Origin of the sequence: Mycobacterium basiliense (genome assembly GCF_900292015.1) — a bacterium.
GTDB lineage: Bacteria > Actinomycetota > Actinomycetes > Mycobacteriales > Mycobacteriaceae > Mycobacterium > Mycobacterium basiliense.
Map to the genome: position 1 here is coordinate 3,180,255 of NZ_LR130759.1, position 21,470 is coordinate 3,201,724.

The window sequence follows — 21,470 nt, forward strand, 5'->3', positions numbered from 1 at the left end:
CTGGGGCCGCGCGGCGTGCTCGGACTGTCTCAGCAGCCGCAACTGTGGCACTCACTGGCAATATCTGCTGAGCAATCGCGCGACGGAACTACACCTCCAGTGCCCCGGCTGCACCACGTTGTGGTCAACCGACACGCGGAATCGCCAACCCACACGGGCCGCCACGCGGTTGCGCTGACATCGCACCAGACGTATCGCCCCTGCCCCGGTCACGCAGCGGAATCGGGTTGACCGGCCGCATCCAAATCAGGAAGGGGGCGCTGGCAGATCGCCCGCGCCTCATTGGCTTCGATGCCGAACAACCGCAACAACTTCTCGGTGACGGTGTCAGCGGCCATATCGCCGTCGCGCTGCGGATCGGACCGTAACAGTGTGCCCAGGCCCAGCAATGCGCCACCGGCCATGGCAAGTGCCAGATCCGGGTCATCGATCTGAAACCGCCCGGCGTCGGCGGCAGCCCTAATGTCACGCCGGGCACGAGGCGCCACGCCACGATCTGATGACAGCAGGGTGGACCCGTTGGCCAACAGGATGCCACTTTCCTGTGGCCGCTGACGGAAAAGCCGGCCGGTCAATCGGAAGCTGGTGGCGAACGTTTCGGCGGGGTCTTCGATCGATGCGGTAATCCGGTCCAGCAGCGCCCCGTGCGCGTCGAGCACATCGGCGATGGCCGCCTCGAACAACTGCTCCTTGCTGTCGAAATGGTTATAAAAGGAGCCCATACCGACATCGGCCGCCTGGGTGATCTCGAGGATCGGGACATTGACTCGGCCGTCGGCGATCAAGCGTTGTGCGGCCTTGATCAGGGCCGCTCTGGTGCGCTGCTTACGCCGCTCGAGGCGACTCGACGGGTCCACAGGGCCGTCGCTCGACGTCGTCACCCTAGCAGTATGCATCGCTTGTGAGGATTTCGTCAGAAATGTTGACTGAGAGCTACGTCGTATGTGACGATTTCGTCAGTTAGTGCTGTGGATGGTGGTGGATTCGATGATCGGCACTCGTAACGACGCCAACAACGGCGCGCCCAGGGACGTGCACAAGAACGTGCATTGCGAGCAAGGAGCGCGGCCTGGTGAGCACCCCGGCCGGTCCCGTAATCCCGTGATCAAAGTCGCCGATATCGCGTGGCTTGAGTTTGAGAAGCCGGACCTGACCCGGACCGAGACATTTGCCCGAGCCTTCGGCTTTTGCACGGCGCACCGCGGACCCGACGAGCTGGCGTTGCGCGGAGCCGGCGCCGGCACCCCGTGCGTCATCGTGCGCCGCGGACCTCGGACTCGCTTCGGCGGGGTCGCCTACCGGGCCAGCGACGAGGTCGATGTCCTGCGACTCGCCGACAAGTGCGGCGTCACCGCACGGCCGCTGCCGGACCTCGGTGGTCTGTCGGTCGACCTAGTAGACCCCAGCGGAATCCCGGTGCGCGTGGTGGCCGGCATGTACGAGCAGCCCGAGTTGCCCCGGCCACAACCACAAACGTTCAACTTCGGACGCGATGTCCGGCGTACCAACACCACCCAACGACCCCCGCGCGTACCAGCGCGTGTCGAGCGTCTCGGACACTTGGTGCTGCAGTCGACCAAATTCGTTGCAGCACTGAATTGGTATTTGGACAACCTCGGGATGATCGTCAGCGACTTCCAGTACTTCCCCGGCCAGCGCGCACGGGGACCGACCATGAGCTTCATCCGCTGTGATCGCGGATCGACTCCGACTGACCACCACACATTGGCGATGGCGCTAGGTCCGGCCAACCGCTACCTGCACTCCGCATACCAGGTCAGCGACCTCGATGCTCTCGCCGCCGGCGGTGAATACCTCAGGGAACGAGGTTATTTCCGTTCCTGGGGCATTGGCAGACACATTCAGGGCAGTCAGATCTTCGACTACTGGCGCGACCCCGACGGCTTCCTGGTCGAGCACTTCACCGATGGCGACGTGTTCGACCACACCCTTGAGCCCGGGTGGGCACCGTTGACCGCCTCGGGTTTGGCCCAGTGGGGACCGCCGGCAACCAAAGATTTCCTCGGCACCAGCCCGAAATTAGCACGCCGCGAACTTGTTTCGATGATCACCGCACTTCGGCAGCACAACGAGTTCGACCTCGGCCGCCTGATTGGCCTACTGAAAGTCCCCACCTCATGACCGTTTCCGTGTTACGTACCGCCGAAGCCTGGTGGGTCAAAACCCCAGCTGGGGCCGCGCAAATCGGCACCGCTACGCCTACCACCGCTGCACTGCTGGCCGATCGGGCGGCAATCGAAGCCGCGGCCAGTAGCTCCGACACCGTTGCCGTCGGCAGCCTCAAGTTGCTTTCACCGGTTACCCGACCGTGCCGGGTGGTGGCGCAGATGACCAACTTTGAATCGCATGTCAAGGACGCGGGCATGGATCCGACATCGATTCCGTTGACCTTCTTTCGCAAGGCGTCGGCGTCAATCAGCGGTCCGTTCGACGACATCGTCAAACCGGCGCACGTCAAACTGCTCGACTACGAAGTCGAGATCGGGCTGGTAATCGGACGCACAATCCCGGTCGGCACCACCATTTCCGATGCAAGCCTGGCCGACTTCATCGCCGGATTGGTCGTGACCAACGATGTTTCGGCGCGAGACATACAGCTTCCCCAGACGCAGTTCTACGAAGCCAAGTCCTACCCGACCTTCACACCGGTGGGTCCACAGCTTGTGTTACTCAACGCCAACGAGCTCAGCCGTTTCGGTGAGCTACGCCTGCGCTTGACGGTGAACGGCGAGGAGCGGCAGAACGCACTCGTCGAGGGCGACATGCTGCACCGGCCGGTGCAGGCGCTGCAAGCGCTGACCCAATTCCAAGAGTTAGCCCCCGGGGACCTGGTGCTCACCGGAACACCGGTGGGCACCGCGCTGAGCGCACCGCCCAGGCCGGTGGCGGCGATCAGCAACCTGCTACCGCCAGCCGTAAAATGGAAGGCCTTCTTCAAACGTCAAGCCGGCAATCCGAAGTACCTTCGGCATGGCGACATCGTCGAGGCGTCGGTATCCACCGACGACGGTGCGATCGATCTCGGAACACAGCGCAATGTCGTGCGCTACACATGAGCGACGAGGGTCTTCACCCCGTTCCGCGTGTCCCCGTCGTTGTCGTCGGCGCCGGACCGACCGGCATCACCGCCGCCACCCTGTTGGCCCAATACGGGGTCGAGTGCGTGATCCTGGAGCGCTGGCCCGGCGTGTATCCGCAACCCAGGGCGGTACATCTCGACGACGAAATCTTTCGGGTGATGGGCCGCCTCGGCATCGCCGATGACTTCGCGGCAATTTCGCGGCCCACAGCCGGTTTGCGGCTGCTCGACAAACGGTTCCACGTGCTCGCCGAATTTCACCGCGACCCAGCCCACAGCCTCCATGGCTTTCCGCAGGCCAACATGTTCGACCAACCGGAATTGGAGGCTTTGCTGCGAACCAATCTCGAGCGCTACCCAAATGCGGAACTACGCGGGGACGCCGAGGTCACCGCGATCTCGAAGATCAGCGCAGACAGGGATCTTGTGCGCGTTACCTTCACCGATCGATCCGACGGCCGAATTCACCAACTCGATACCGAATACCTACTGGGCTGCGACGGTGCGAACAGCTTGATCCGAAGCCAAATCGGCTCCGCGATGCGGGATTTACGCTTTCAACAGCGCTGGTTGGTGGTTGATGTAGCCACCGGCGCTGACCTGCATCAGTGGGACGGCGTGCACCAGATATGTGATCCGGTTCGCGCCGCGACCTACATGCGGATTGGAGAGTCACGTTACCGGTGGGAGTTTCAGCTACAAGATGCCGAAAGCGCCGCAGCCTTCGACACCGTGGGCAAGCTGCGGCCACTCATCGCGCCGTGGGTCGCCGACGTCCCCAATAGCGCGCTCACGCTGCTGCGCGTTACCGAATACACCTTTCGCGCTCAAATCGCAGATCGGTGGCGCCGTGACAACGTCTTTATCCTCGGCGACGCTGCACACCTCACTCCCCCGTTCATCGGTCAGGGCCTGGGCACCGGGGTGCGTGATGCGATGAACTTGAGCTGGAAAATTGCCGCAGTCCGAAGCGGCATGCTCGCGGCAAGCATTCTCGACAGTTACGAGCGGGAGCGCAAACCGCACACTCGGCAGTTGATCCGGCTAGCACTTGGCATCGGCTGGGCGATGACCGGCGGCGGCCGCCTGGGTGACAGGGTACGCCGTGCGGTGCTGCCCCGGCTGGGGCTCATGCCGGGTCTGCGTGACAAGGTCGTCGATTCCACGACCCCTGCCCTGAGCGCGTCGCCGCTGGTGAGGAAAACCCGCCGATTTCGCCCGGCACGCCAAATCGCCGGAACGTTATGCCCAAATCCGGTGCTCCCCGGCGGCCAACGACTCGACGAAGTGGCCGGAACGGGGTTCGCCGTCATCGTCACAGCCCCACTAACCGCAAACGAAAAGGCAACGCTGCGCCGGCGCGGAGTTGTGCCGGTGATCGCCCGACCCGGCAGCGTACTCGCCCAATGGTTGCGCGCCGGCCAGGCCACCGCCGCGATAGTACGTCCGGACCGCACGGTGATGCGGACGGGACGAAATCAATCCGCCTTGTGCTTGTGGACCGCCAACACGCTGAAGCACGGATGAACGTATGCATCGGGCGCCCGACGAGCACACGAATGGTGTGTCGGAAGTCCATCTCGTCTCAGTAGCACCGAACGAGGTACTTACCCCGTTGCTGAGACGACAGCTGGTATCGGAATGGGTTACCCAATGGCAGCCGACCGAAGTGCCGTTCGGGTCCGTTCGGCCAAGCGTACGGTGATGCAGGACACAGGTTTGAGCGTTCGGTCGCGCGGAAACCCTTGCCAGTACAGGGAAATGTTGACTTGGACGCGAGCGAGCACGCGACGGTCCAAGCCCTGTTGGCTGAGCGCAATCGGATGACACGTGAGGCCACCAAGTTGGGAAGCAAACACATAGGACACGTAGGAGGAACCCATGGCGGAGAAAAGTGGACCCCAAGAGGGCGTCGAAGGCGTCGTCGAAGGTGCCAAAGGCAAGGCTAAGGAAGTATTTGGAGCCGTGACCGGCCGCGACGACATCAAGCGCGAGGGCCAAGCCCAGCAGGACAAGGCAGACGCCCAGCGCGATGCGGCCAAGAAGGAGGCCGAGGCAGAAGCCGCGCGCGGCGGTGCCGAGGCGGCTGAACAACGCCAAAAGGCCAACCAGTAACCACTAGCGAAATGGGCCCAGTCCTTGACCGGACTGGGTCCATTCGCTTGCGAATTCGCGTGCAGGATCACACTCCGGCAACCAAACGGGCAATTGGGGTCTCTTCGAGGTGGTCTGTGAGATCTTCGGCATTGGCAAACACCATTGCCGTACCTGCTTTTTCAAGTTCAGATCGTGAAAACCCGCCACAAAGCAGCCCGATGCTGGTTACGCATGCCCGTACGCACGCTTCGGCATCCCAAACCGCATCGCCAACGAAAGCGGCTTGGTCGGCCGAGACTCCCACCCGGCGCAATGCGACATGAATGATGTCGGGCTTGGGCTTTGCGGTGTCGACATCGCTGGCCGAAGTGATCGCGGCAACGATGTCGTCGATGTCCAGTACCTCACGCAGTAAAGCCAATTCGTCTTCGGGTGCCGACGTAGCAAGCACCACCTTGAGCCCAAGATCTGCCACGCGATGGAGTAGCGTGCGAGCGCCTGGCAAAGGGCGCAACAGCTGAGCGGAGTCCAAGTAGTAGCGGGAGTGCAAGTCCTTCAAGCGTTTTTGCGTCCCCTCGGGGGCGTGGTCAGACAGCGAACTCACCAGCGTCGACCCATCCATTCCAATAGACCGATGGATGCGCCAAGCCTCGACGTCAATCCCCACATCGGCGAAGGCCCGGTACCACGCTTGGATGTGCAGATAATTGGAGTCCACCAAGGTTCCGTCCACATCGAACAGGATCGCTGCTGGGGTAGCGGACCCGCCGGCGCTATGGGCGCTTATTCTGTAGTCAGACAAGGTAGTAACTCATTTCGCGGTATGGCAATAAGGGCTAAAACAGAATGGCGATGACCGAAAGGTCGACTACCAGAAGCGCCAGCCCCAACAACGGAATCACAAACCCGTGCCGGCGAGGTGCCGTGGCGAACGAAGCGACAACGGTCAAGGCGGCGACCGCCGGAGCACCGTAAAGCAGAATGCCGTACAGCAGACCGCTCGGCCCAAGTTGTGGGCACTGGGCAGCGCTGCATGCGGCCACGCTCATCGCCGCGCCAATTGCGAAGACCATCACCAACATCGCGACGGGAACCGTCATCAACGCCAGTATCCAATTCAACATTGTGCGGCGGCCACGATGGCGACGAGTATTCCGAGATCGTCGACTTCCCGCCTCAGAAATCACCTGACCTGTGGTGGTGTGGTCCACGACTGAACCAGTTGAACCTGTTGGGACTCGTCGCACCTTGGCGCGTACACGGCGCGTGGCTGTCGGTAGATCGCTCTTCCGCGCTATCCCGCTCTTAGTCGTCGTTGGCATCATGGCACCTTTCCGGTGTGGGCGTCCGGTGTAGGCGGTCGCTCGTTTCTGCCCCGACAGTTGCGCCGTCGCGTCAGCAAGCTGCAGGAAATCGCCGCCGGCCAATGCGGTGAAAGTTCCCGCGGCGGCCACTGAGGTCGCCGGTGCCACTGAGATTCCACCTCATTGTTTGTGGACCCTTTCCTTGGCTGAGTACCCGTTTCCAACGCAGGCAATCCACGACCGGTGCAGCTCCGCGGATGTGCGGATTGCGTTTGCGGCATGCGCGTCGCCATTTCCACCGCGTATGCTCGCGTCCGCGACCTTAGCGGTGAGGCTGGCGCGGCCAATCACGCCGCGACCGCGCCCGACTCACAGCCATCGCCCAACCTCGGTCTGGCCGCTATCGAGTACCCGCGCCATTCTCGTCGCTTCGTGGAGCCGCCTTAGCGGCGTTGCGCAAGGAGCGATTGCTGGCTTGCAGGTTGCTGTTGGCCGCAGTGAGGGCGGCGTTGTCGTCTTCCAGATTGAGGATGCGAGCGATTCCGGCCAGATTTATTCCGGCATCCACCAGGGAGCTAATCCGCTGCAGCCGGGCCAAGTCATCGGCGCTATAACGCCGCGTGCCACCCTCGCTGCGGGCGGGTGTCAGCAGCCCATGGCGCTCGTATAGCCGCAGCGACTGCACCGGGATACCCGACAGCTCGGCGGCTACGGAGATCCCGTAAACGCCCCGATGGGGTGCCGGCGCACCCGCTTCACCAGGGCTTTCGCTCATCGAACGCCTCCTTGCCTACCAGCTGCACAGAAAACCTGTTTACCACAGTTGCATTATTATGTCGACAGTGCTATATAAAATCTGTGTTATGAGGCATATGAAATGCCCAACCGTGAACAGCACATTTGGAGGGAGAAGTGAACACCATGCTCATGCGTACCGACCCGTTTCGTGACCTGGACCGCTTTGCCCAGCAGGTGCTAGGAACATCCGCCCGGCCGGCGGTTATGCCCATGGACGCCTGGCGCGATGGGGAAGAATTTGTCGTGGAGTTCGACCTGCCCGGCATCGACGCGGACTCGCTGGACATTGACATCGAACGCAACGTCGTGACCGTCCGTGCCGAGCGCCCCAGCGTCGACCCCAACCGCGAGATGCTGGCCAGCGAACGACCACGTGGCGTATTCAGTCGCCAGCTGGTGCTGGGCGAAAATCTCGACACCGACAGGATCGAGGCTTCCTATCAAGAAGGCGTGCTGAGGCTACAGATTCCGGTCGCCGAAAAGGCTAAGCCGCGCAAGATTTCTGTCGAACGCACCAGCACCCACAAGGCCATCAACGAAAACGGCACGCAACGGGAGGTGATTAACGCCTGACGAGCTGAGGGCAGCACGGCGGCCGCGGCCCGCGATCGATGATCGCCGCTCGCGGCCGCCTGTCCTTTTCGCTGGCGCCACTGCCCTATCCACGCCAACATCCCTGCAACGCAACATCTTTAAGCGCTCCAAGCTGTGCGCGACCACTGGGTACACGCGATCCGCGGCCGGCTGGTCGCTCCCGCCGGCATCCCACCAGGCACCATCCCAGCAGGTCCATAAGCAGATGCCACCATGGGGGTAGAGCGTTTGAGCAGTGAGCAACGACCGGGCACCGGGTGCGGCGAACCACACCAGACAAGCTTGGGCTGGGCCAGCGCCAACCTAGGACGATCGCGCCACAATCACCGGCACTCGGACGGCGTGCACGACCGCGTTGCTGACCGAGCCCAAAAACATCCCGGCGACACTGCCGCGACCATGACTTCCTACGACAACCAGCTGAGCGGCTTTTGATCTCTCGACAATCTGGTGTGCGGGGCGATCGCAGACCACAACTCGGCGCACGGTCACGTCGGGGTAGCGTTCCTGCCAGCCGGCCAGCCGCTCAGCGAGGTCCAGCTCGGCTTCTGCCTCCACCGTGTCCCAGTTCAGCCCGGGTAGTTCGACCACATTTTGATCGCTCCACGCGTGCAACGCGACCAGCTCGACGCCGCGCCGCGATGCTTCGTCAAACGCGACCGCCGTGGCCAGCTCCGACGCCGGTGATCCGTCGATCCCAAGCAGGACCGGTGCGTGCAACGAGTCCGGCATTAAGGGATCTTCGTCGCGAATGATCGCGACGGGGCAACTGGCCCGGCGCACCAAGCTCGAACTGACCGAACCGAGCAAGACCCGGGCCAACGCTCCGCGGCCGGAGCTGCCTGCGACCACCAACTCTGCCTCCGCCGACATTTCAACCATCGTTGGCACCGGCGTGGAAAAGACGATCTCGCTTTTTACCGTCAGCTTCCGCTGCCCCGTGACGGCTTCCTCGGCGATCTTGACTGCTGCGGCGACGACCTTGCGGCCCTCATCTTCCTGCCACACGGCCCACGTTTCCGGGTAGGGCATCGGTGGCCAGGTCGCCACATCGGCGTTGACCACATGGACCACGGTCAGCGGGATGTTTTTCAGCGCCGCGTCACGGGCCGCCCAACAAACCGCGGCATTCGATGCCGGCGAGCCGTCGACCGCGACGACAACGCCGAGTTTCCTTCCGAGTGTGGACATTTCGCAATTCCTCCGATCACGCGTTGGTTGGCGGCATGGCTGCGACGAACGGTGTATCGACACCAATTCGGCCCACTGTAGCGGCCCCGCCCGGCGATCCCAGTGGCCCATCTCGGCCGGGCAAGATTCCCCGGAAGAAGGCAGCGTTGTCATCGAGGTGTTGTCGTTGTTCGTCGGGCAGATCTTCTTCCCAAAAAATCGCACCGACACGGCAGGTCGTCTTACAAGCACCACAGTCAACGCACTCATTCGGATTGATGTACATCGTCCGGGCACCTTCATAGATGCAGTCCACGGGACACTCCTGCACGCAAGACTTTTCGACCACGTCCACGCATTCCCTGCCGATCACATAGGTCATAGCGCCAAGCTATAAAACGCTTGTCGGCCATCGCGTCTACCCTAAGACCTAACGACGAGGGACCAAAGACCTTTGTTGATAGTCAGCCCTGGGTGGGGCGGACTACGACCACCGGAATTTTTGCCGAGTGCGCGACGGTCGAACCGACCGAACCCAGCAGCATGCCGGGAAATCCGCCCCGTCCGTGACTTCCCAGCACCACCAATTGAGCATGCTGGGCTTCCTCGAGTAGCCAGTGCGCAGGTTTATCGCAGACCAGCGATCGCTTGACCCCAACGTCGGGGTACTGCTCTTGCCAGCCCGCTAGTCGTTCCGCGAGGACTTCCTCCCCTTGGCGCTCTCGATCGCGCCAATCCATGCCGAGGATGGGAAACACCCCGACATCACTCCAGGCATGCAACGCGATGAGGTCTACGTCACGACGGGAGGCTTCGTCAAACGCCAAGGCCACGGCGGCTTCCCCGGAGGGAGATCCATCGATGCCCACCAGCACCGGCGCGTCGGAGTCCGGCGACACACCGTGGTCGGAATGAATTACCGCTACCGGGCAATGCGCATGGTGCAGCAGGGCGGAGCTAACCGAACCCAAAACCATACGGCCCAGCGCACTCATCCCCTGGCTACCAACCACTATCATCCACGCCTTCTTGGAGGCGTCGATGAGCGTGGGCACGACGGCGGAATACACGACCTCCGTACGAACCTCCGGCAACTCGCAATCGCCCGCAGCGGCCGCGACGGCCTTGCGGGCCCGCTCGACGACGTTCTTCGCCTCGTCTTTCTGCCAATCAGGCATTTCTGTGTAGAGCCGGCCCACGGGCCACCCAACGACCACCGGGGCAACACCGTGTAGCAAAGTGAGCGGTATTCGACGCATGGTGGCCTCATGGGCGGCCCAGGCTACCGCCGCATCGGATTGCGCCGAGCCATCGACCGCGACCAAAATGCCATATGTTGTTGCGCCACTGGACATTCAATACTCCTTGTGTTGGAGCCCAGGTACCCGGCGGGTGACGGGCCAGCCCGAGACTCACACCAGCGAGATCGCGCTGCCATGGGTCTCGACCTGACCGTATACGACAACCGCACCGTCGCAGCAGAGACGATTGACCCCAATCTGGCGCAACTGGTCCTCCCGCGTCTCATCGGGGATCAAGGCTCGGACCAAGGAAAGCCGCGACGAAGCTGGCGGGGCCAGCACCCGAATCCCTAAGCAGGAAGAGCAGTTCCGCTCCCAGACCCGCGACACGAAGCTTCGGCGGACAACGGCTAGGCGCCTGGCGAAGTGACGAAATCGATCAGTTCTTCGACGCGGCCGATCAGCGCGGGCTCCAAGTCGTTCCAGTCGCGCACGCTAGAACGGATGCGGCGCCACGCGTTGGCGATGTCTGCCTGGTTGGCGTGTGGCCAGCCTAACGCCGCGCAAATGCCGTGCTTCCATTCGGTGTGCCGCGGCACGTTTGGCCAGGCCTTTAGGCCGAGCCGTTCGGGCTTTACGGCTTGCCAAATGTCAATGTAGGGATGACCGACGACCAGGGTGTCCGCCCCACCAGGGCCCGAGCGAACCAGGTCAGCAATGCGCGCCTCTTTCGAACCGGCGACCAGGTGATCCACCAGTACACCGAGCCGACAGTCCGGACCGGGCCCAAAGTCGGCGACAATGCTCACCAGGTCGTCCACACCGCCGAGGTGCTCGACGACGACCCCCTCGATGCGCAGATCGTCCCCCCAGACCTGAGCGATCAGTTCGGCATCATGGCGACCCTCGACGTAGATCCGGCTGCCGCGGGCTACTCGGGCGCGCGCACCGGGCACCGCGACCGAGCCGGACCGGGTCCGCCCCTCGCCGACCGGTGCAGCACGCCTCGGCGGGGTGAGGATCACCGGACGCCCATCGAGTAGATAGCCGGGACCGAGTGGAAAGCCGCGAGTCTTACCATGGCGGTCTTCCAGATAGACGCGGCCGTATTCGACGCGAAGCACGGCACCGACGTATCCGCTTTCCACATCCTCGACAACCATGCCGAGCTCAACGGGGCACTCGACCGATCTTGGCTTGCGCCGTCCTCCCCCGGCCAGCACATCGGTTCCATAGCGATCCACCACGGGGCAATACTAGGGATCCATCCGGGCGGTCGATGTTATGGCGCGCCGTGTCACCGCTTGAAATTGCCTGCGGCGAAGGTACTTTGCCGCCTCTGAGCAGCGGCGATCCAGCGGTGCTTGCGCTACGCTGCGGCTACCCGTGCTGGCCGGCCGAACCAATCAAGCCGCCCTTACCACCGGTTCCCCCGGATGCGGGCGGGACACCGGCTCCGCCGTTGCCACCTTGGCCGACCAGGAAAGCGGCATTCCCACCGTTGCCGCCGGCACCGCCAGTGCCCGCAAAGCCGCCGGTTCCGCCGGCCCCACCGGCAGCGCCATTGCCCCCCGCACCGCCGTTACCGATGACCAGTCCGCTGGACCCGCCTTGGCCGCCAGCGCCGCCGTTACCACCGTCTTCGCCGAATCCACCCACGCCGCCGGCGCCCGCGTCGCCGCCGGCGCCGCCGTTACCGAACAGCAGACCCCCGCTGCCGCCGGCACCACCGTCGCTGCCGTCACCCCCGGCCTCCTGAACGACGTTGCCGAAGCCGGTCCCGCCGGTCGCCCCCTTCCCGCCGGCCCCGCCGTTACCGAACAGCACGGCGTCTCCGCCCTGGCCGGCGGTGCCTTCGAAGCCGCTGCTTCCGCCGGAGCCGGCGTTGCCACCGTTGCCGCCGTTGCCATACAGGAACCCACCTTGGCCACCGGAACCACCCGATGCGCCTGTCTGAATGAGCAGGCTGCCGGATCCGACGTCACCGGCGTTGCCGCCGGCACCACCGTGACCAAACAGTCCAAAGCCCTGAACACCAAACGATCCGATATTGATCGCGCCGACCCAGCCGCCGCCACCGCCGGGGCCGCCGTACCCGGCGAAGCCGTTGGCGCCGGCATCGCCCCCCAGCCCGCCGTCACCACCGGACCCGCCATTGCCGACAACCCAGCCGCCGTTGCCGCCGTCACCACCAATGCCGCCGACCCCGCCGCTGCCGCCGAAGGTGCCGGTGCCTAGCGCAGACCCGGCCGCCCCGATCCCGCCGTTACCGCCGGCCCCGGCGTTGCCGAATAGTCCGGCGTCAGCACCAGTGCCGCCGATCCCGCCCGACCCACCAGAGGCGCCGTTGACGACGCCCGTCTGGGTGGCGTTGGTGCCCCCGCCGGCGCCACCGTCACCGCCCTGCCCGGCGTTACCGATCAGGAATCCACCGCGGGCGCCGGCACCACCGTTGCCCCCGAACCCGCCTGTTCCACCCAAAGACCCGCCCCCGGCCGTGTCGCTGGTAGCTAGCCCCCCGACACCACCGACCCCCCCACTACCACCATCACCGAACAACACCCCGCCATGACCACCCGAACCCCCACTACCACCGTTGCCTCCGTCCAAACCCGCCGCCGCACCCACCGGCGCCGTGGCGTTACCCCCATTCCCACCAATTCCACCGCTTCCGCCACGGCCATAAATCAGCCCCGCACCACCGCCGTTACCGCCACTGCCACCCGCACTGCCAGCTTCACCAGTCGCACCATTAGCACCCGCCCCACCCTGGCCCCCACTACCGCCATTACCCCACAACCCAGCCGACCCACCATTCCCGCCGTTCTGGCCCGTCCCACCAGAGCCACCATTGCCGCCGTTGCCGTACAACCAACCGCCATCACCCCCGTTTTGCCCCGTCCCCGCAACCCCATCGGCACCATTACCAATCAGCGGACGACCGGTCAACGCCAACACCGGCGAATTGATCGCATCAAGGACAAACTGCAACGGCGACGCACTAGCCGCCTCAGCCGCAACGTATTGCACCGCCCCACCACTAATCAGCCCCACGAACTGATCATGAAAGGACAACGCCTGAATACTCAGCGCCCGATACGCCTGCCCATGCGCTTGGAAGAACCCCGCGATCGCCGCCGATACCTCATCAGCACCCGCCGGCAGCACCCCCGTAATCGGCGCCAACGCCGCCGCATTAGCCCGACTAATCGACGAACCAATACCCGCCAGATCCTCAGCCGCCGCCACCACCATCGCAGGCGCCACACTCATCTGCATGACCGACATCTCCCGACACTTATCGTCGACCAGCCGCCGCCACACGACCGACGACACACTTTGGAATTGGTGCTAGGTTACGGTCTTGAGCGCCCGTTGCGGACCGCATTCAACAGAATCACCCACCACGACATCCGCACGACATCTGAAGGGTAAAGACGCTGATCGTTGGGTCGGCGGCGCGACGACAAGGCACGCCCAGAGCATGCAGCAACGGCGCTTCCGGGCGGGGTGCGGCCCCAGGCTTGGGCCACCACGGCTTGGTCAATTTCCCTGCCGCCCTCCGCGATCCGCTCATGGAGGTCGGCGTCGGGACAAAGCTTTGCCCTTCGACGGGCTTCCGGCAAACTTCAATATCAAGCCGGCCCGCCGCGGCAGCAACTAGGCCCCGGCCCGCCCGAAAAAGCGAATTCCCCAGCAATACTGAAGAACCGGCAGTCGAAAGAACGCGACAATTCATCGCCAGTGCCGCGACCAATCCAGCCACCACCGCCGTTTCTAACTCGCGCCGGCGTACCGCCGTCTATGCTCATATGCGGGAGTAGCGAGGTGGGCATATGGCTGTGGCCAATTGGGTGTCAAGGGTCATCGCTTTTTTGCGCGCCGGTTACCCCACCGGGATGCCGGTCACTGGTTATGTGCCGCTGGCGGCATTGGCACAACGACGCGTTTCCCACGACGAGGCAACCGCCATCGCAAGCAATCTCATTGCACATCTGCCCTCGCCCATCAGCAATGCAGACGTGGGGGCGGAAATTACCAAGATCACTCATGAGATGCCGTCGCACGAGGACATCCAACGAGTCCAATCTCGAATTCGTGCCACTTGATCCGTGGCCCGAGCCGGCCGATCCGCAGAAAACGCCGAACTAATCACCACTCACCGGTACTGGACCACCGCCGTCAGATGATCCGCTGGCCGTCGACCCCAAAGAAGTGCACCCGTCCGGGCTGTGGATGCAGCCGCACGCGGGCACCGCGCTCGGGGGGATCGTGCCCGTCGGTACGTGCGACAACTGGGTAATTGGTTGCCTCGCCAGCACCCGTGATGCGGCCGTGTAGATACGCGTCTGCGCCGAGTTCCTCCACCACGTCGACCTCCATTTCGACGCCGAAATCGGCCACATCGAAGTGTTCGGGACGAATGCCGAGAACAACCCCTCGCGCCATGGCGCCAATGTCACGGGGCACCGGAAGCCGCCAATCCCCCAGCGATACTGAGGAATTTACAATCGATACGGTGAACAGGTTCATCGCCGGGGACCCGATGAATCCGGCGACAAATACGTTCTGCGGGTTGCGGTAGAGCTCCCGCGGCGCTGCGCACTGCTGCAGCACACCATCGCACAACACCGCCACCCGGTCGCCCATGGTCATGGCTTCGACTTGGTCGTGTGTGACGTACACAGTGGTGGTACCGAGTTGACGTTGTAATGCGGCGATTTGATTTCGGGTTTGCACGCGCAGTTTGGCGTCGAGATTGGAAAGCGGCTCGTCCATCAAGAACACGTGCGGACGGCGCACGATAGCGCGGCCCATGGCCACCCTCTGGCGCTGGCCGCCGGAGAGGTCCTTGGGCTTTCGGTCCAGATAAGGTTGCAGATCCAGCAGTTTGGCTGCGGCCAGCACTCGTTCGCGAATCTCATTCTTGGGGATCTTGGCAACCTTCAGCGCGAAACCCATGTTCTGCGCCACGGTCATATGTGGATACAGGGCATAGTTCTGGAAGACCATTGCGACATCGCGGTCCTTGGCATCAACACCGGTGACGTCGCGGTCCCCTATCCAGATTCGTCCGGCATCCAACGATTCCAATCCGGCAACCATCCGCAGCGAGGTTGTCTTGCCGCATCCGGAGGGCCCGACCAGAACGACGAACTCACCGTCACCGACCACGAGATCCAGACCGTCCAATGCGGGCCGAGCCGCGCCAGGGTAGCGCCGCGTCACTTGGTCGAAACTCAGCGAAGCCACGCGCTATCCACCGAGTCCGGTGACGGCTATGCCGCGGACAAAGGCACGTTGGGCGACCGCATAGATGATGACCAGGGGAAACAAGATAAGCACCGATGCTGCCATTAACACCGGCCATCGTGCGACGTATTCACCCTGCATCCGCACCAGCCCCAGGGTCAACGTCGCGATGCTGTCGCGCTGGATCATCAACAGCGGCCATAGAAAGTCATTCCACACATTGACCCAGGTGAGCACGGCCAGCACCATTACCGCGGGCCGTGCATGGGGCAGCAGGATTCGCCAGTAGATCTGCCACGGGGAGCAGCCATCAAGCGTCGCGGCTTCTTCGAGATCGGTCGGCAGTGTACGAAAGAACTGCCGCATGAGATAGGTGCCGAATGCACTACCGAACAAGCCCGGCACAATCATTGCCCACGGAGTGTCGACCCATCCCGCAGTCCGCATGATGATGAACTGCGGGATCACGGTGACGGTCAGCGGCACCATCAGAGTGCCCAAATACAGGACGAACAAGGTGTCGCGGCCGCGAAACTCTAGTCGCGCGAAAGCATATCCGGCCAGTGAGCAGAAAAACACCTGCCCCGCCGTGACGCATCCGGCGTACACCACGGTATTGAGAAACATTCGCCAGAACGGCATCAGCGTGAACACCTCTCCGTAGTTGGACCACTGGGGATGAGCTGGCAACAAAGTCGGCAGACTCACCTCGGCGCCCTTCTTCAAGGAACCCGACAGCGCCCACATGATCGGGAACAGCGCACACCACGCGACGGCGACCAACGCACCGTAGAGGATGGCCGCACGAAAAACATGGCGCTTGAGCAGCCACTCAGCTGAGCCCACCAGATGCCTCCCAGGAGCGCCGTCGGGTGATCCGCAGTTGTAACACGGTCAGCACCAGCAGGATCGCGAACATGATCCAGGCCAATGCGGAGGCGTAGCCGAAATCCAAGAATGAAAAGGCATGCTGGAACAGCATTATGCCCAGAACATACGTTCCGGCTTCCGGCCCACCGTTGGCCCCGGTGAGAACGTAGACAAGATCGAACGCCTGGAATGCATGGATGATCGAGATGACAACCACGAACGATATTGCCCCGCGTATCAACGGCACCGTGATGGAGAAGAACTGCCGGACCTCACCGGCACCATCGATTTTGGCCGCTTCGTGCACCGTCTCCGGAACTCCCTGCATCGCGGCCAGCAACACCACGGTGGCGAACGGCACGCTCCGCCAGACGCTGACCAGGCACAGCGAGACCATGGCCCACCTGGGTTCGATCAGCCACGGTATCGGGCCGATGCCGATCCAGCCGAGCATGATGTTGAGTATTCCGTTGTTGGTGTTGAAGACGAACTGCCAGACCACCGCCATCACCACCGATGAGATGGCCAGCGGCAGAAAGACGATGGTTCGAAAGATACTGATGCCTTTGATTTTCCGGTTCAGCAGGCCGGCGACGAAAAGGCTGATGACCAGAGTCGGTCCCACGGTCCCAACGGTGAAAACCACGGTGTTGCGCAGAGCGATGGGAAACAACGGATCGGATGTGAAGAGGTTGCTGAAGTTCTGTATGCCCACGAATGTCGGTGGCCCGAACAGGTCCCAGTTCTGAAAGCTCATGTACAGCGAGAATCCCAGCGGAAACACCAGGAACACCACCACCGCGGCCAGGTTCGGTGCGACGAAAAGGCGTCCGGCCCAGGTTCGCCGCCGCCACGGACGGAACCCGGCTTTGCCGGATTGGACGGCTGTCATGGACTGCTGAGCACCTCGTCGACGGCCCGCGACATTGCGATCAGCGACGTCGCCGGCCGCGATCCGCGCAGGACGGGCCCGAAGGTGCGATCCATCAGAGCGTGCGCCTTCGGCCATGCCGGAGTGATCGGCAGGCCCTGCGAATGGGCGGGTCCCGCGGTGAGCACAGCGAGATTGTCGAGCCTGCGGTGAGCTTGAGCGAATCCGGCCGAATCGATGGCGGACCGCAGCACCGGGGTGAAGAGACCGGTCTTGGCTATCAGTGCCTGCCCCGCCGGACCGGCCGCGAACTTCACGAACTCCCAGGCCTGCTCCTGGTGGCGGCTGCTGGCCGCGATGGCAAGCCCGGTGGCACCGATATTCGAGCACGGTTTGCGCCCCTTCGGGCCCAACGGCAGCGCGGTGACATCAAAGTCCAAGCCGTCGACGCGGTCAAACGTCTGGTATCGCCAATGCCCACCCAACGCCATGGCCGCCTTACCCAGCGAGAACAGGTCCGTAGTGGCCATCGATTGCACTTCGGATGCGGAAGGAGCCACCCGGTGTTTGCTGGCGAGGTCGGCATAGAACTGGAAACCCTCGATGAAGGCCTCGTTGCCGACGTTGAGATGTGTCGGGTTCATGCGAGGGGTGGACCACGGTACGCCATTGTTCATCGCGAACAGCCCGGCCGATAGTGATGGGACAAACGTATCGACAAATCCCCATTGGCTGACCCGCCCGGCCGCATCCCGCTTGGTCAGCGCGCGGGCGGTGTCGAGAAACTCGGCAAAGGTCCATGGTTGCTCCCACCCGCTGGGTGGTGGCGGCACGCCCTCCTCGCCGAAAAGCCTTCTGTTGTAGTACAAGTAGTTGCCGGACCATTGCTCGGGGAAGGCGTACTGGCCGCCGTCGTAGCTGAACGTCTCATACAGTGCGGCGATACTGTCCGATTGCAGCTGCGTGGCGAAGCTGCGGTCGCGCGCGAGCATGGTGCGCAGGTCAAGGAATACTCCCCGATCGGCCAATCCGGCGTAGCTCAGCTCCCACGCCATCAGCACGTCCGGACACTTGCCGCCGGCGCAAAAGGTCGATATCTGCTGCAAAGGTCCTGGTCCGGACAACAATATGCGCACCTTGATATCGGGGTGCTGGCGTGCGAAACCGTCGATGACGCGCATCCGGGCATCCGCTTCTTCCGGATTGGCGGCGAAGAAGAAGGTCAACGCGTCGTCGACATCGGAGCCGCAGCCGGCGACCCACGCTGCCAACGAGGCCGTCGTGAGCACACCGACGCCCCGCAACAGGGTCCGCCGTCGAAACGGGTGGTCCAACATCGTGCTCCCGATCTGCCCGTCGGACTCATTGCCGACGGCGCATGTCCTTAGTACTCGATCCTGAGCGAGCCCGCTCAGGCGGCCAACTCGGCAGCGCGAGAACGGCGCGATGCGCATCGGCGGAAATGTCGATCGTTCGGATGCGATCTGCCGCATCGAATCCGAGGCGCAGCAGCGTCTGCGCGTGGCCGGTCGGGGCAATTGCGATACCGGGCGCCCCGTCGATGAGCACCACGACGCCGGCGCGCGCCCGGCCGGCAAACCTCCGTGTCTCCTCGGCGACTTCCCGCGCGCCACGCAGCTCGGTGGGCACATCATCCGCAACCAGCGCCCGATCGACCCGGCGCACGACGTCGGGAGCCAGCAATTCTGCCAGGGCGCCGATGTCGCCTCCGCGTGCGGCGGTCAGGAACGCTTTCACGAGCTGGACATGCTCGGCCGCCCGTGGGGCTTGGCCGTCCGGATCCGGATGCAACCGCACGCGGGCCCGGCTGGCGAGCTTCTTCGCCGCCGTCGGCGAGCGGTCCAACAAAGCCGCGATTGTCTCGAACGGGATTGCGAACACGTCATGCAACACGAAAGCAACGCGCTGGGCCGGTGAGAGCTGGTCGAGCACCACCAGTAGCGCCCGACTTACCGAATCTGCAAGCAACGTGTCTTCATCCGCCGGGGCCGCGACCATCCGATCCAGGTCGGCAGCATCGATCAGTGGTCGTTCAAAGCGTCGTTGGCGCGCTCTCAGCTGGTCGACCGCCTCGTGAGCGGTGATTGTGGTAAGCCAACCGGTCAGGTTATCGACGGCGGCGAAATCCGAGCGACTCGCCTTCAACCATGCCGACTGCACCGCATCTTCCGCGTCGGGTAGCGAACCGAGCAGTTGAAACGCAACCGACTTCAGGTGCCGTCGATCGGCGTCGAAACGCTGCGCGAGTTTCGCGAGATCCTCAGTTGTGCCCATGGGTCACCTTTTCTGCGCCGGAGTCGTCAAAGAGATGACCGCATACATTCAGCGCTGTGATGAAAGGGAAACCGCACCATGAGCATAGACATCGCTTACCTCCTGGTCATCGTGACCACCGCGATCCTCACCGCGGGGATCGCCGTGCCCGATCTGATTCCCGCCGGATTCGTGCTGGCGAATTCGGCCCGGGTTGGGGTACCTCGGTCGTGGTTGCCGACGCTTGCAACGCTGAAACTCGCCGGTGCCGGCGGTTTGGTGGTCGGACTGCTCGGGCTGAAGGCGCTCGGCATCGCGGCGGCGATTGGCCTCACCGGGTACTTCGTGGGTGCGGTCATCGTGCACGTCCGAGCGCGCGTATTTGCCAACATTGCGTTTCCGGGCGGCTATTTGGTGTTGTCGGCCGCGTCGCTGGTGCTGATGCTGCGGCACTGAGCCGGCTGTCGACCAACTCGATCAGGCAGGGAAGTAGCGGATTCGGATGATTTCCTTGGTCCGCCACGTCACGTCGGCAAACATGATGCCGCGCCCATGATCTGAGGCAATCGATACGGTGACGGTGGGTCCGGCGCCGTTCATCTTTGTCCAGCTGGCCCCGCGAAGCTGATCGATGAGCTCAACCAAATCCAGCTCATCACTATCCCCCAAAGTTATTGCGGCAGTGGATGACAGTCCACGCATAGCCGCATGCGTATCGCCTCGTGCAACCGCGTCGAGGAACGTCTGTACCTGCGTCAATTGACGTCCTCCGGCTCGGCGAAACCCAGTCAGGAAGCCTGCGGTGCCACCCAGCCCCTGATTGCCCAACAAGCCTCGAGACAGTTTCAACGCGGGCGCCATTGCCCGTGATCCGCTGCGCAGGAACTGCAGGATCATCGCCGGCAAATCCCAGTACGCGCGCAATTCGGCGATCTTCCACTCGTCCTTGGATTTCCGGAGGTCGTAGCGCAGAAACGCCGGAACGAACATCGTGACACCCGGAGCCATTGCCACCTCGAGCTCGACATCGCGCAGAACCACGGGGCCGCAGACGACATCGAGATCGCGATGAAACGTGATGTCCCGCGGACCGATGAAAGTGTCGAAGAAGCGGCCGATCTGTTCGTGGCCGACGTGCGGCACCGACCCCACCGGGTCTTCCACCCGACCGTCGCTGGTGAACAGGCCTACCCAGCCGGCACGATCATGGGCGGCCGCCGCGCGCGGCGACCGTTCCACGGCGGCCAGCAGATCGTCCCGGCTTGGTGAAGCCATTAGTGGCTGTCCACCATCGTGATTCCTGCAGAGCGCATCTGGGCCACCGCGGCATCGGTGGTATCAGCCGAGACACCCGCCGTTAGGTCCAGCAATACCCTGGTGGCGAAGCCGGTCCGAACCGCGTCCTCCGCTGTCCTTCGTACGCAGTGATCGGTGGCCACGCCGACCACATCGACGTCCTCGATCCCGCGGCGACGCAGCCATTCCGCCAGCGGCGTCCCGTGCTGGTCGAGGCCCTCGAACCCGCTGTACGCCGCGCTATAGGCGCCCTTACGGAAGATCGCCTCAATCGCCCTGGTATCAAGATCGGGGTGCAGCTGCGCGCCGACGCTTCCGGCCCGGCAGTGCGGCGGCCAGGAGGATGAAAAGTCAGGCTCAGCCGAGAAGTGCTCGCCGGGATCGATGTGGAAGTCCGCGGTGGCCACCACGTGATGGTAGCCGGGCGCACCGGCCAAATAGTCGCTGATGGCACGCCCCAGAGCGGTCGCACCAGTCACCGCAAGCGAGCCGCCGTCGCAGAAATCATTCTGCACATCGACGATTATCAGGGCTCGCACGACATCCACGATACGTCGAGCCACAGTTGGTGCGAGCTGCGGCGACCAAGCCGGCAGGTTAGG

The 21,470-nt window shown here is 63.4% G+C and carries 23 protein-coding genes; 7 read left to right on the forward strand and 16 right to left on the reverse strand.

The genetic code is table 11. The features are described 5' to 3' along the window. Positions 1-209 precede the first annotated feature (209 nt). Positions 210-896, reverse strand: a complete 687-nt coding sequence (locus tag MB901379_RS13405) for a TetR/AcrR family transcriptional regulator (RefSeq protein WP_158017133.1) — start codon at positions 894-896, stop codon at positions 210-212. A gap of 91 nt (positions 897-987) precedes the next feature. On the opposite strand from MB901379_RS13405, the gene MB901379_RS13410 reads away from it, so the two are divergent. The 4 genes from MB901379_RS13410 to mbp1 all read left to right on the forward strand — a co-directional run bounded on the left by MB901379_RS13410 (position 988) and on the right by mbp1 (position 5,215). Continuing rightward, on the forward strand, positions 988-2,142 hold the full coding sequence (locus MB901379_RS13410) for a VOC family protein (protein ID WP_174237019.1): 1,155 nt from the start codon (positions 988-990) through the stop codon (positions 2,140-2,142). Beyond that, positions 2,139-3,077 (forward strand): fumarylacetoacetate hydrolase family protein, encoded by a 939-nt coding sequence (locus MB901379_RS13415; protein ID WP_158017134.1) that lies wholly within the window; start codon positions 2,139-2,141, stop codon positions 3,075-3,077. The genes MB901379_RS13410 and MB901379_RS13415 overlap by 4 nt, the downstream gene beginning before the upstream one ends. Then, complete coding sequence (gene mhpA, locus MB901379_RS13420; RefSeq protein WP_158017135.1) at positions 3,074-4,627, forward strand: bifunctional 3-(3-hydroxy-phenyl)propionate/3-hydroxycinnamic acid hydroxylase MhpA; 1,554 nt, start codon at positions 3,074-3,076, stop codon at positions 4,625-4,627. Before MB901379_RS13415 ends, mhpA begins: the two co-directional genes overlap by 4 nt. 354 nt (positions 4,628-4,981) lie before the next feature. After that, positions 4,982-5,215, forward strand: coding sequence for a microaggregate-binding protein 1 (mbp1, locus tag MB901379_RS13425; RefSeq protein ID WP_158017136.1), 234 nt, complete (start codon positions 4,982-4,984; stop codon positions 5,213-5,215). 67 nt (positions 5,216-5,282) lie between these two features. Here mbp1 and MB901379_RS13430 read toward each other — a convergent pair whose 3' ends face one another. The 3 genes from MB901379_RS13430 to MB901379_RS13440 form a co-directional block, all read right to left on the reverse strand. After that, a complete protein-coding gene (locus MB901379_RS13430) occupies positions 5,283-5,999 on the reverse strand; it encodes an HAD family hydrolase (protein WP_232021841.1) in 717 nt (238 codons plus the stop codon). A 34-nt stretch (positions 6,000-6,033) separates the two neighbouring features. Beyond that, positions 6,034-6,297, reverse strand: coding sequence for a hypothetical protein (locus MB901379_RS13435; RefSeq protein WP_232021842.1), 264 nt, complete (start codon positions 6,295-6,297; stop codon positions 6,034-6,036). A gap of 604 nt (positions 6,298-6,901) precedes the next feature. Further along, positions 6,902-7,276 carry a MerR family transcriptional regulator gene (locus tag MB901379_RS13440; RefSeq protein WP_158017138.1) on the reverse strand — a complete coding sequence of 125 codons (375 nt, stop codon included), beginning with the start codon at positions 7,274-7,276 and terminating at the stop codon, positions 6,902-6,904. 146 nt (positions 7,277-7,422) lie between these two features. Between MB901379_RS13440 and MB901379_RS13445 the strand changes: the two genes are divergently transcribed. After that, positions 7,423-7,872 (forward strand): Hsp20/alpha crystallin family protein, encoded by a 450-nt coding sequence (locus MB901379_RS13445; protein WP_158019152.1) that lies wholly within the window; start codon positions 7,423-7,425, stop codon positions 7,870-7,872. A gap of 324 nt (positions 7,873-8,196) precedes the next feature. Here the strand turns inward: MB901379_RS13445 and MB901379_RS13450 are convergent, their stop codons facing one another. From MB901379_RS13450 to MB901379_RS13470, 5 genes are all read right to left on the reverse strand, one after another. After that, positions 8,197-9,084, reverse strand: coding sequence for a universal stress protein (locus MB901379_RS13450; protein WP_158017139.1), 888 nt, complete (start codon positions 9,082-9,084; stop codon positions 8,197-8,199). 16 nt (positions 9,085-9,100) lie between these two features. Further along, a complete protein-coding gene (gene fdxA, locus MB901379_RS13455) occupies positions 9,101-9,445 on the reverse strand; it encodes a ferredoxin (RefSeq protein WP_158017140.1) in 345 nt (114 codons plus the stop codon). A gap of 82 nt (positions 9,446-9,527) precedes the next feature. Beyond that, positions 9,528-10,418: a universal stress protein gene (locus MB901379_RS13460; protein WP_158017141.1), complete on the reverse strand. Its 891-nt coding sequence runs from the start codon at positions 10,416-10,418 to the stop codon at positions 9,528-9,530. A gap of 296 nt (positions 10,419-10,714) precedes the next feature. After that, the gene (locus MB901379_RS13465; protein WP_158017142.1) at positions 10,715-11,551 is read right to left on the reverse strand and encodes a DUF3097 domain-containing protein; all 837 of its coding nucleotides are present in this window, start codon (positions 11,549-11,551) and stop codon (positions 10,715-10,717) included. A 133-nt stretch (positions 11,552-11,684) separates the two neighbouring features. Beyond that, positions 11,685-13,592, reverse strand: coding sequence for a PE family protein (locus MB901379_RS13470; RefSeq protein ID WP_158017143.1), 1,908 nt, complete (start codon positions 13,590-13,592; stop codon positions 11,685-11,687). A 548-nt stretch (positions 13,593-14,140) separates the two neighbouring features. Here MB901379_RS13470 and MB901379_RS13475 point away from each other — a divergent pair. Next, positions 14,141-14,413 (forward strand): DUF3349 domain-containing protein, encoded by a 273-nt coding sequence (locus MB901379_RS13475; protein ID WP_158017144.1) that lies wholly within the window; start codon positions 14,141-14,143, stop codon positions 14,411-14,413. Positions 14,414-14,486: 73 nt separating this feature from the next. Here the strand turns inward: MB901379_RS13475 and MB901379_RS13480 are convergent, their stop codons facing one another. Genes MB901379_RS13480 through MB901379_RS13500 form a run of 5 tightly spaced genes read right to left on the reverse strand, consistent with a single transcriptional unit; the run spans position 14,487 to position 19,593 of the window. Then, positions 14,487-15,557, reverse strand: a complete 1,071-nt coding sequence (locus MB901379_RS13480) for an ABC transporter ATP-binding protein (protein ID WP_158017145.1) — start codon at positions 15,555-15,557, stop codon at positions 14,487-14,489. A gap of 3 nt (positions 15,558-15,560) precedes the next feature. Further along, positions 15,561-16,403, reverse strand: a complete 843-nt coding sequence (locus tag MB901379_RS13485; RefSeq protein WP_158017146.1) for a carbohydrate ABC transporter permease — start codon at positions 16,401-16,403, stop codon at positions 15,561-15,563. Next, positions 16,390-17,319 carry a carbohydrate ABC transporter permease gene (locus tag MB901379_RS13490; RefSeq protein WP_158017147.1) on the reverse strand — a complete coding sequence of 310 codons (930 nt, stop codon included), beginning with the start codon at positions 17,317-17,319 and terminating at the stop codon, positions 16,390-16,392. The genes MB901379_RS13485 and MB901379_RS13490 overlap by 14 nt, the downstream gene beginning before the upstream one ends. After that, positions 17,316-18,635 carry an ABC transporter substrate-binding protein gene (locus tag MB901379_RS13495; protein ID WP_158017148.1) on the reverse strand — a complete coding sequence of 440 codons (1,320 nt, stop codon included), beginning with the start codon at positions 18,633-18,635 and terminating at the stop codon, positions 17,316-17,318. The genes MB901379_RS13490 and MB901379_RS13495 overlap by 4 nt, the downstream gene beginning before the upstream one ends. A 25-nt stretch (positions 18,636-18,660) precedes the next feature. Beyond that, a complete protein-coding gene (locus tag MB901379_RS13500) occupies positions 18,661-19,593 on the reverse strand; it encodes a sigma-70 family RNA polymerase sigma factor (protein WP_158017149.1) in 933 nt (310 codons plus the stop codon). A gap of 78 nt (positions 19,594-19,671) precedes the next feature. On the opposite strand from MB901379_RS13500, the gene MB901379_RS13505 reads away from it, so the two are divergent. Continuing rightward, on the forward strand, positions 19,672-20,028 hold the full coding sequence (locus MB901379_RS13505) for a DoxX family protein (RefSeq protein WP_174237020.1): 357 nt from the start codon (positions 19,672-19,674) through the stop codon (positions 20,026-20,028). A 21-nt stretch (positions 20,029-20,049) separates the two neighbouring features. Here the strand turns inward: MB901379_RS13505 and MB901379_RS13510 are convergent, their stop codons facing one another. Both MB901379_RS13510 and pncA read right to left on the reverse strand, forming a co-directional pair. After that, the gene (locus MB901379_RS13510; RefSeq protein ID WP_158017150.1) at positions 20,050-20,847 is read right to left on the reverse strand and encodes a ketosteroid isomerase family protein; all 798 of its coding nucleotides are present in this window, start codon (positions 20,845-20,847) and stop codon (positions 20,050-20,052) included. Next, the gene (gene pncA / locus MB901379_RS13515; protein WP_158017151.1) at positions 20,847-21,407 is read right to left on the reverse strand and encodes a pyrazinamidase PncA; all 561 of its coding nucleotides are present in this window, start codon (positions 21,405-21,407) and stop codon (positions 20,847-20,849) included. Before pncA ends, MB901379_RS13510 begins: the two co-directional genes overlap by 1 nt. Between the last annotated feature and the right edge of the window lie 63 nt (positions 21,408-21,470).

Bases quoted from the DNA above. Each gene is read 5' to 3' on its own strand.
- MB901379_RS13495 (WP_158017148.1), bottom strand. From the start codon at position 18,635: ATGTTGGACCACCCGTTTCGACGGCGGACCCTGTTGCGGGGCGTCGGT.
- MB901379_RS13405 (WP_158017133.1), bottom strand. From the start codon at position 896: ATGCATACTGCTAGGGTGACGACGTCGAGCGACGGCCCTGTGGACCCG.
- MB901379_RS13440 (WP_158017138.1), bottom strand. From the start codon at position 7,276: ATGAGCGAAAGCCCTGGTGAAGCGGGTGCGCCGGCACCCCATCGGGGC.
- MB901379_RS13415 (WP_158017134.1), top strand. From the start codon at position 2,139: ATGACCGTTTCCGTGTTACGTACCGCCGAAGCCTGGTGGGTCAAAACC.
- mhpA (WP_158017135.1), top strand. From the start codon at position 3,074: ATGAGCGACGAGGGTCTTCACCCCGTTCCGCGTGTCCCCGTCGTTGTC.
- MB901379_RS13500 (WP_158017149.1), bottom strand. From the start codon at position 19,593: ATGGGCACAACTGAGGATCTCGCGAAACTCGCGCAGCGTTTCGACGCC.
- MB901379_RS13475 (WP_158017144.1), top strand. From the start codon at position 14,141: ATGGCTGTGGCCAATTGGGTGTCAAGGGTCATCGCTTTTTTGCGCGCC.
- MB901379_RS13435 (WP_232021842.1), bottom strand. From the start codon at position 6,297: ATGACGGTTCCCGTCGCGATGTTGGTGATGGTCTTCGCAATTGGCGCG.
- MB901379_RS13460 (WP_158017141.1), bottom strand. From the start codon at position 10,418: ATGTCCAGTGGCGCAACAACATATGGCATTTTGGTCGCGGTCGATGGC.
- MB901379_RS13505 (WP_174237020.1), top strand. From the start codon at position 19,672: ATGAGCATAGACATCGCTTACCTCCTGGTCATCGTGACCACCGCGATC.
- MB901379_RS13490 (WP_158017147.1), bottom strand. From the start codon at position 17,319: ATGACAGCCGTCCAATCCGGCAAAGCCGGGTTCCGTCCGTGGCGGCGG.
- MB901379_RS13410 (WP_174237019.1), top strand. From the start codon at position 988: ATGATCGGCACTCGTAACGACGCCAACAACGGCGCGCCCAGGGACGTG.
- fdxA (WP_158017140.1), bottom strand. From the start codon at position 9,445: ATGACCTATGTGATCGGCAGGGAATGCGTGGACGTGGTCGAAAAGTCT.
- mbp1 (WP_158017136.1), top strand. From the start codon at position 4,982: ATGGCGGAGAAAAGTGGACCCCAAGAGGGCGTCGAAGGCGTCGTCGAA.
- MB901379_RS13470 (WP_158017143.1), bottom strand. From the start codon at position 13,592: ATGTCGGTCATGCAGATGAGTGTGGCGCCTGCGATGGTGGTGGCGGCG.
- MB901379_RS13510 (WP_158017150.1), bottom strand. From the start codon at position 20,847: ATGGCTTCACCAAGCCGGGACGATCTGCTGGCCGCCGTGGAACGGTCG.
- MB901379_RS13445 (WP_158019152.1), top strand. From the start codon at position 7,423: ATGCTCATGCGTACCGACCCGTTTCGTGACCTGGACCGCTTTGCCCAG.
- MB901379_RS13450 (WP_158017139.1), bottom strand. From the start codon at position 9,084: ATGTCCACACTCGGAAGGAAACTCGGCGTTGTCGTCGCGGTCGACGGC.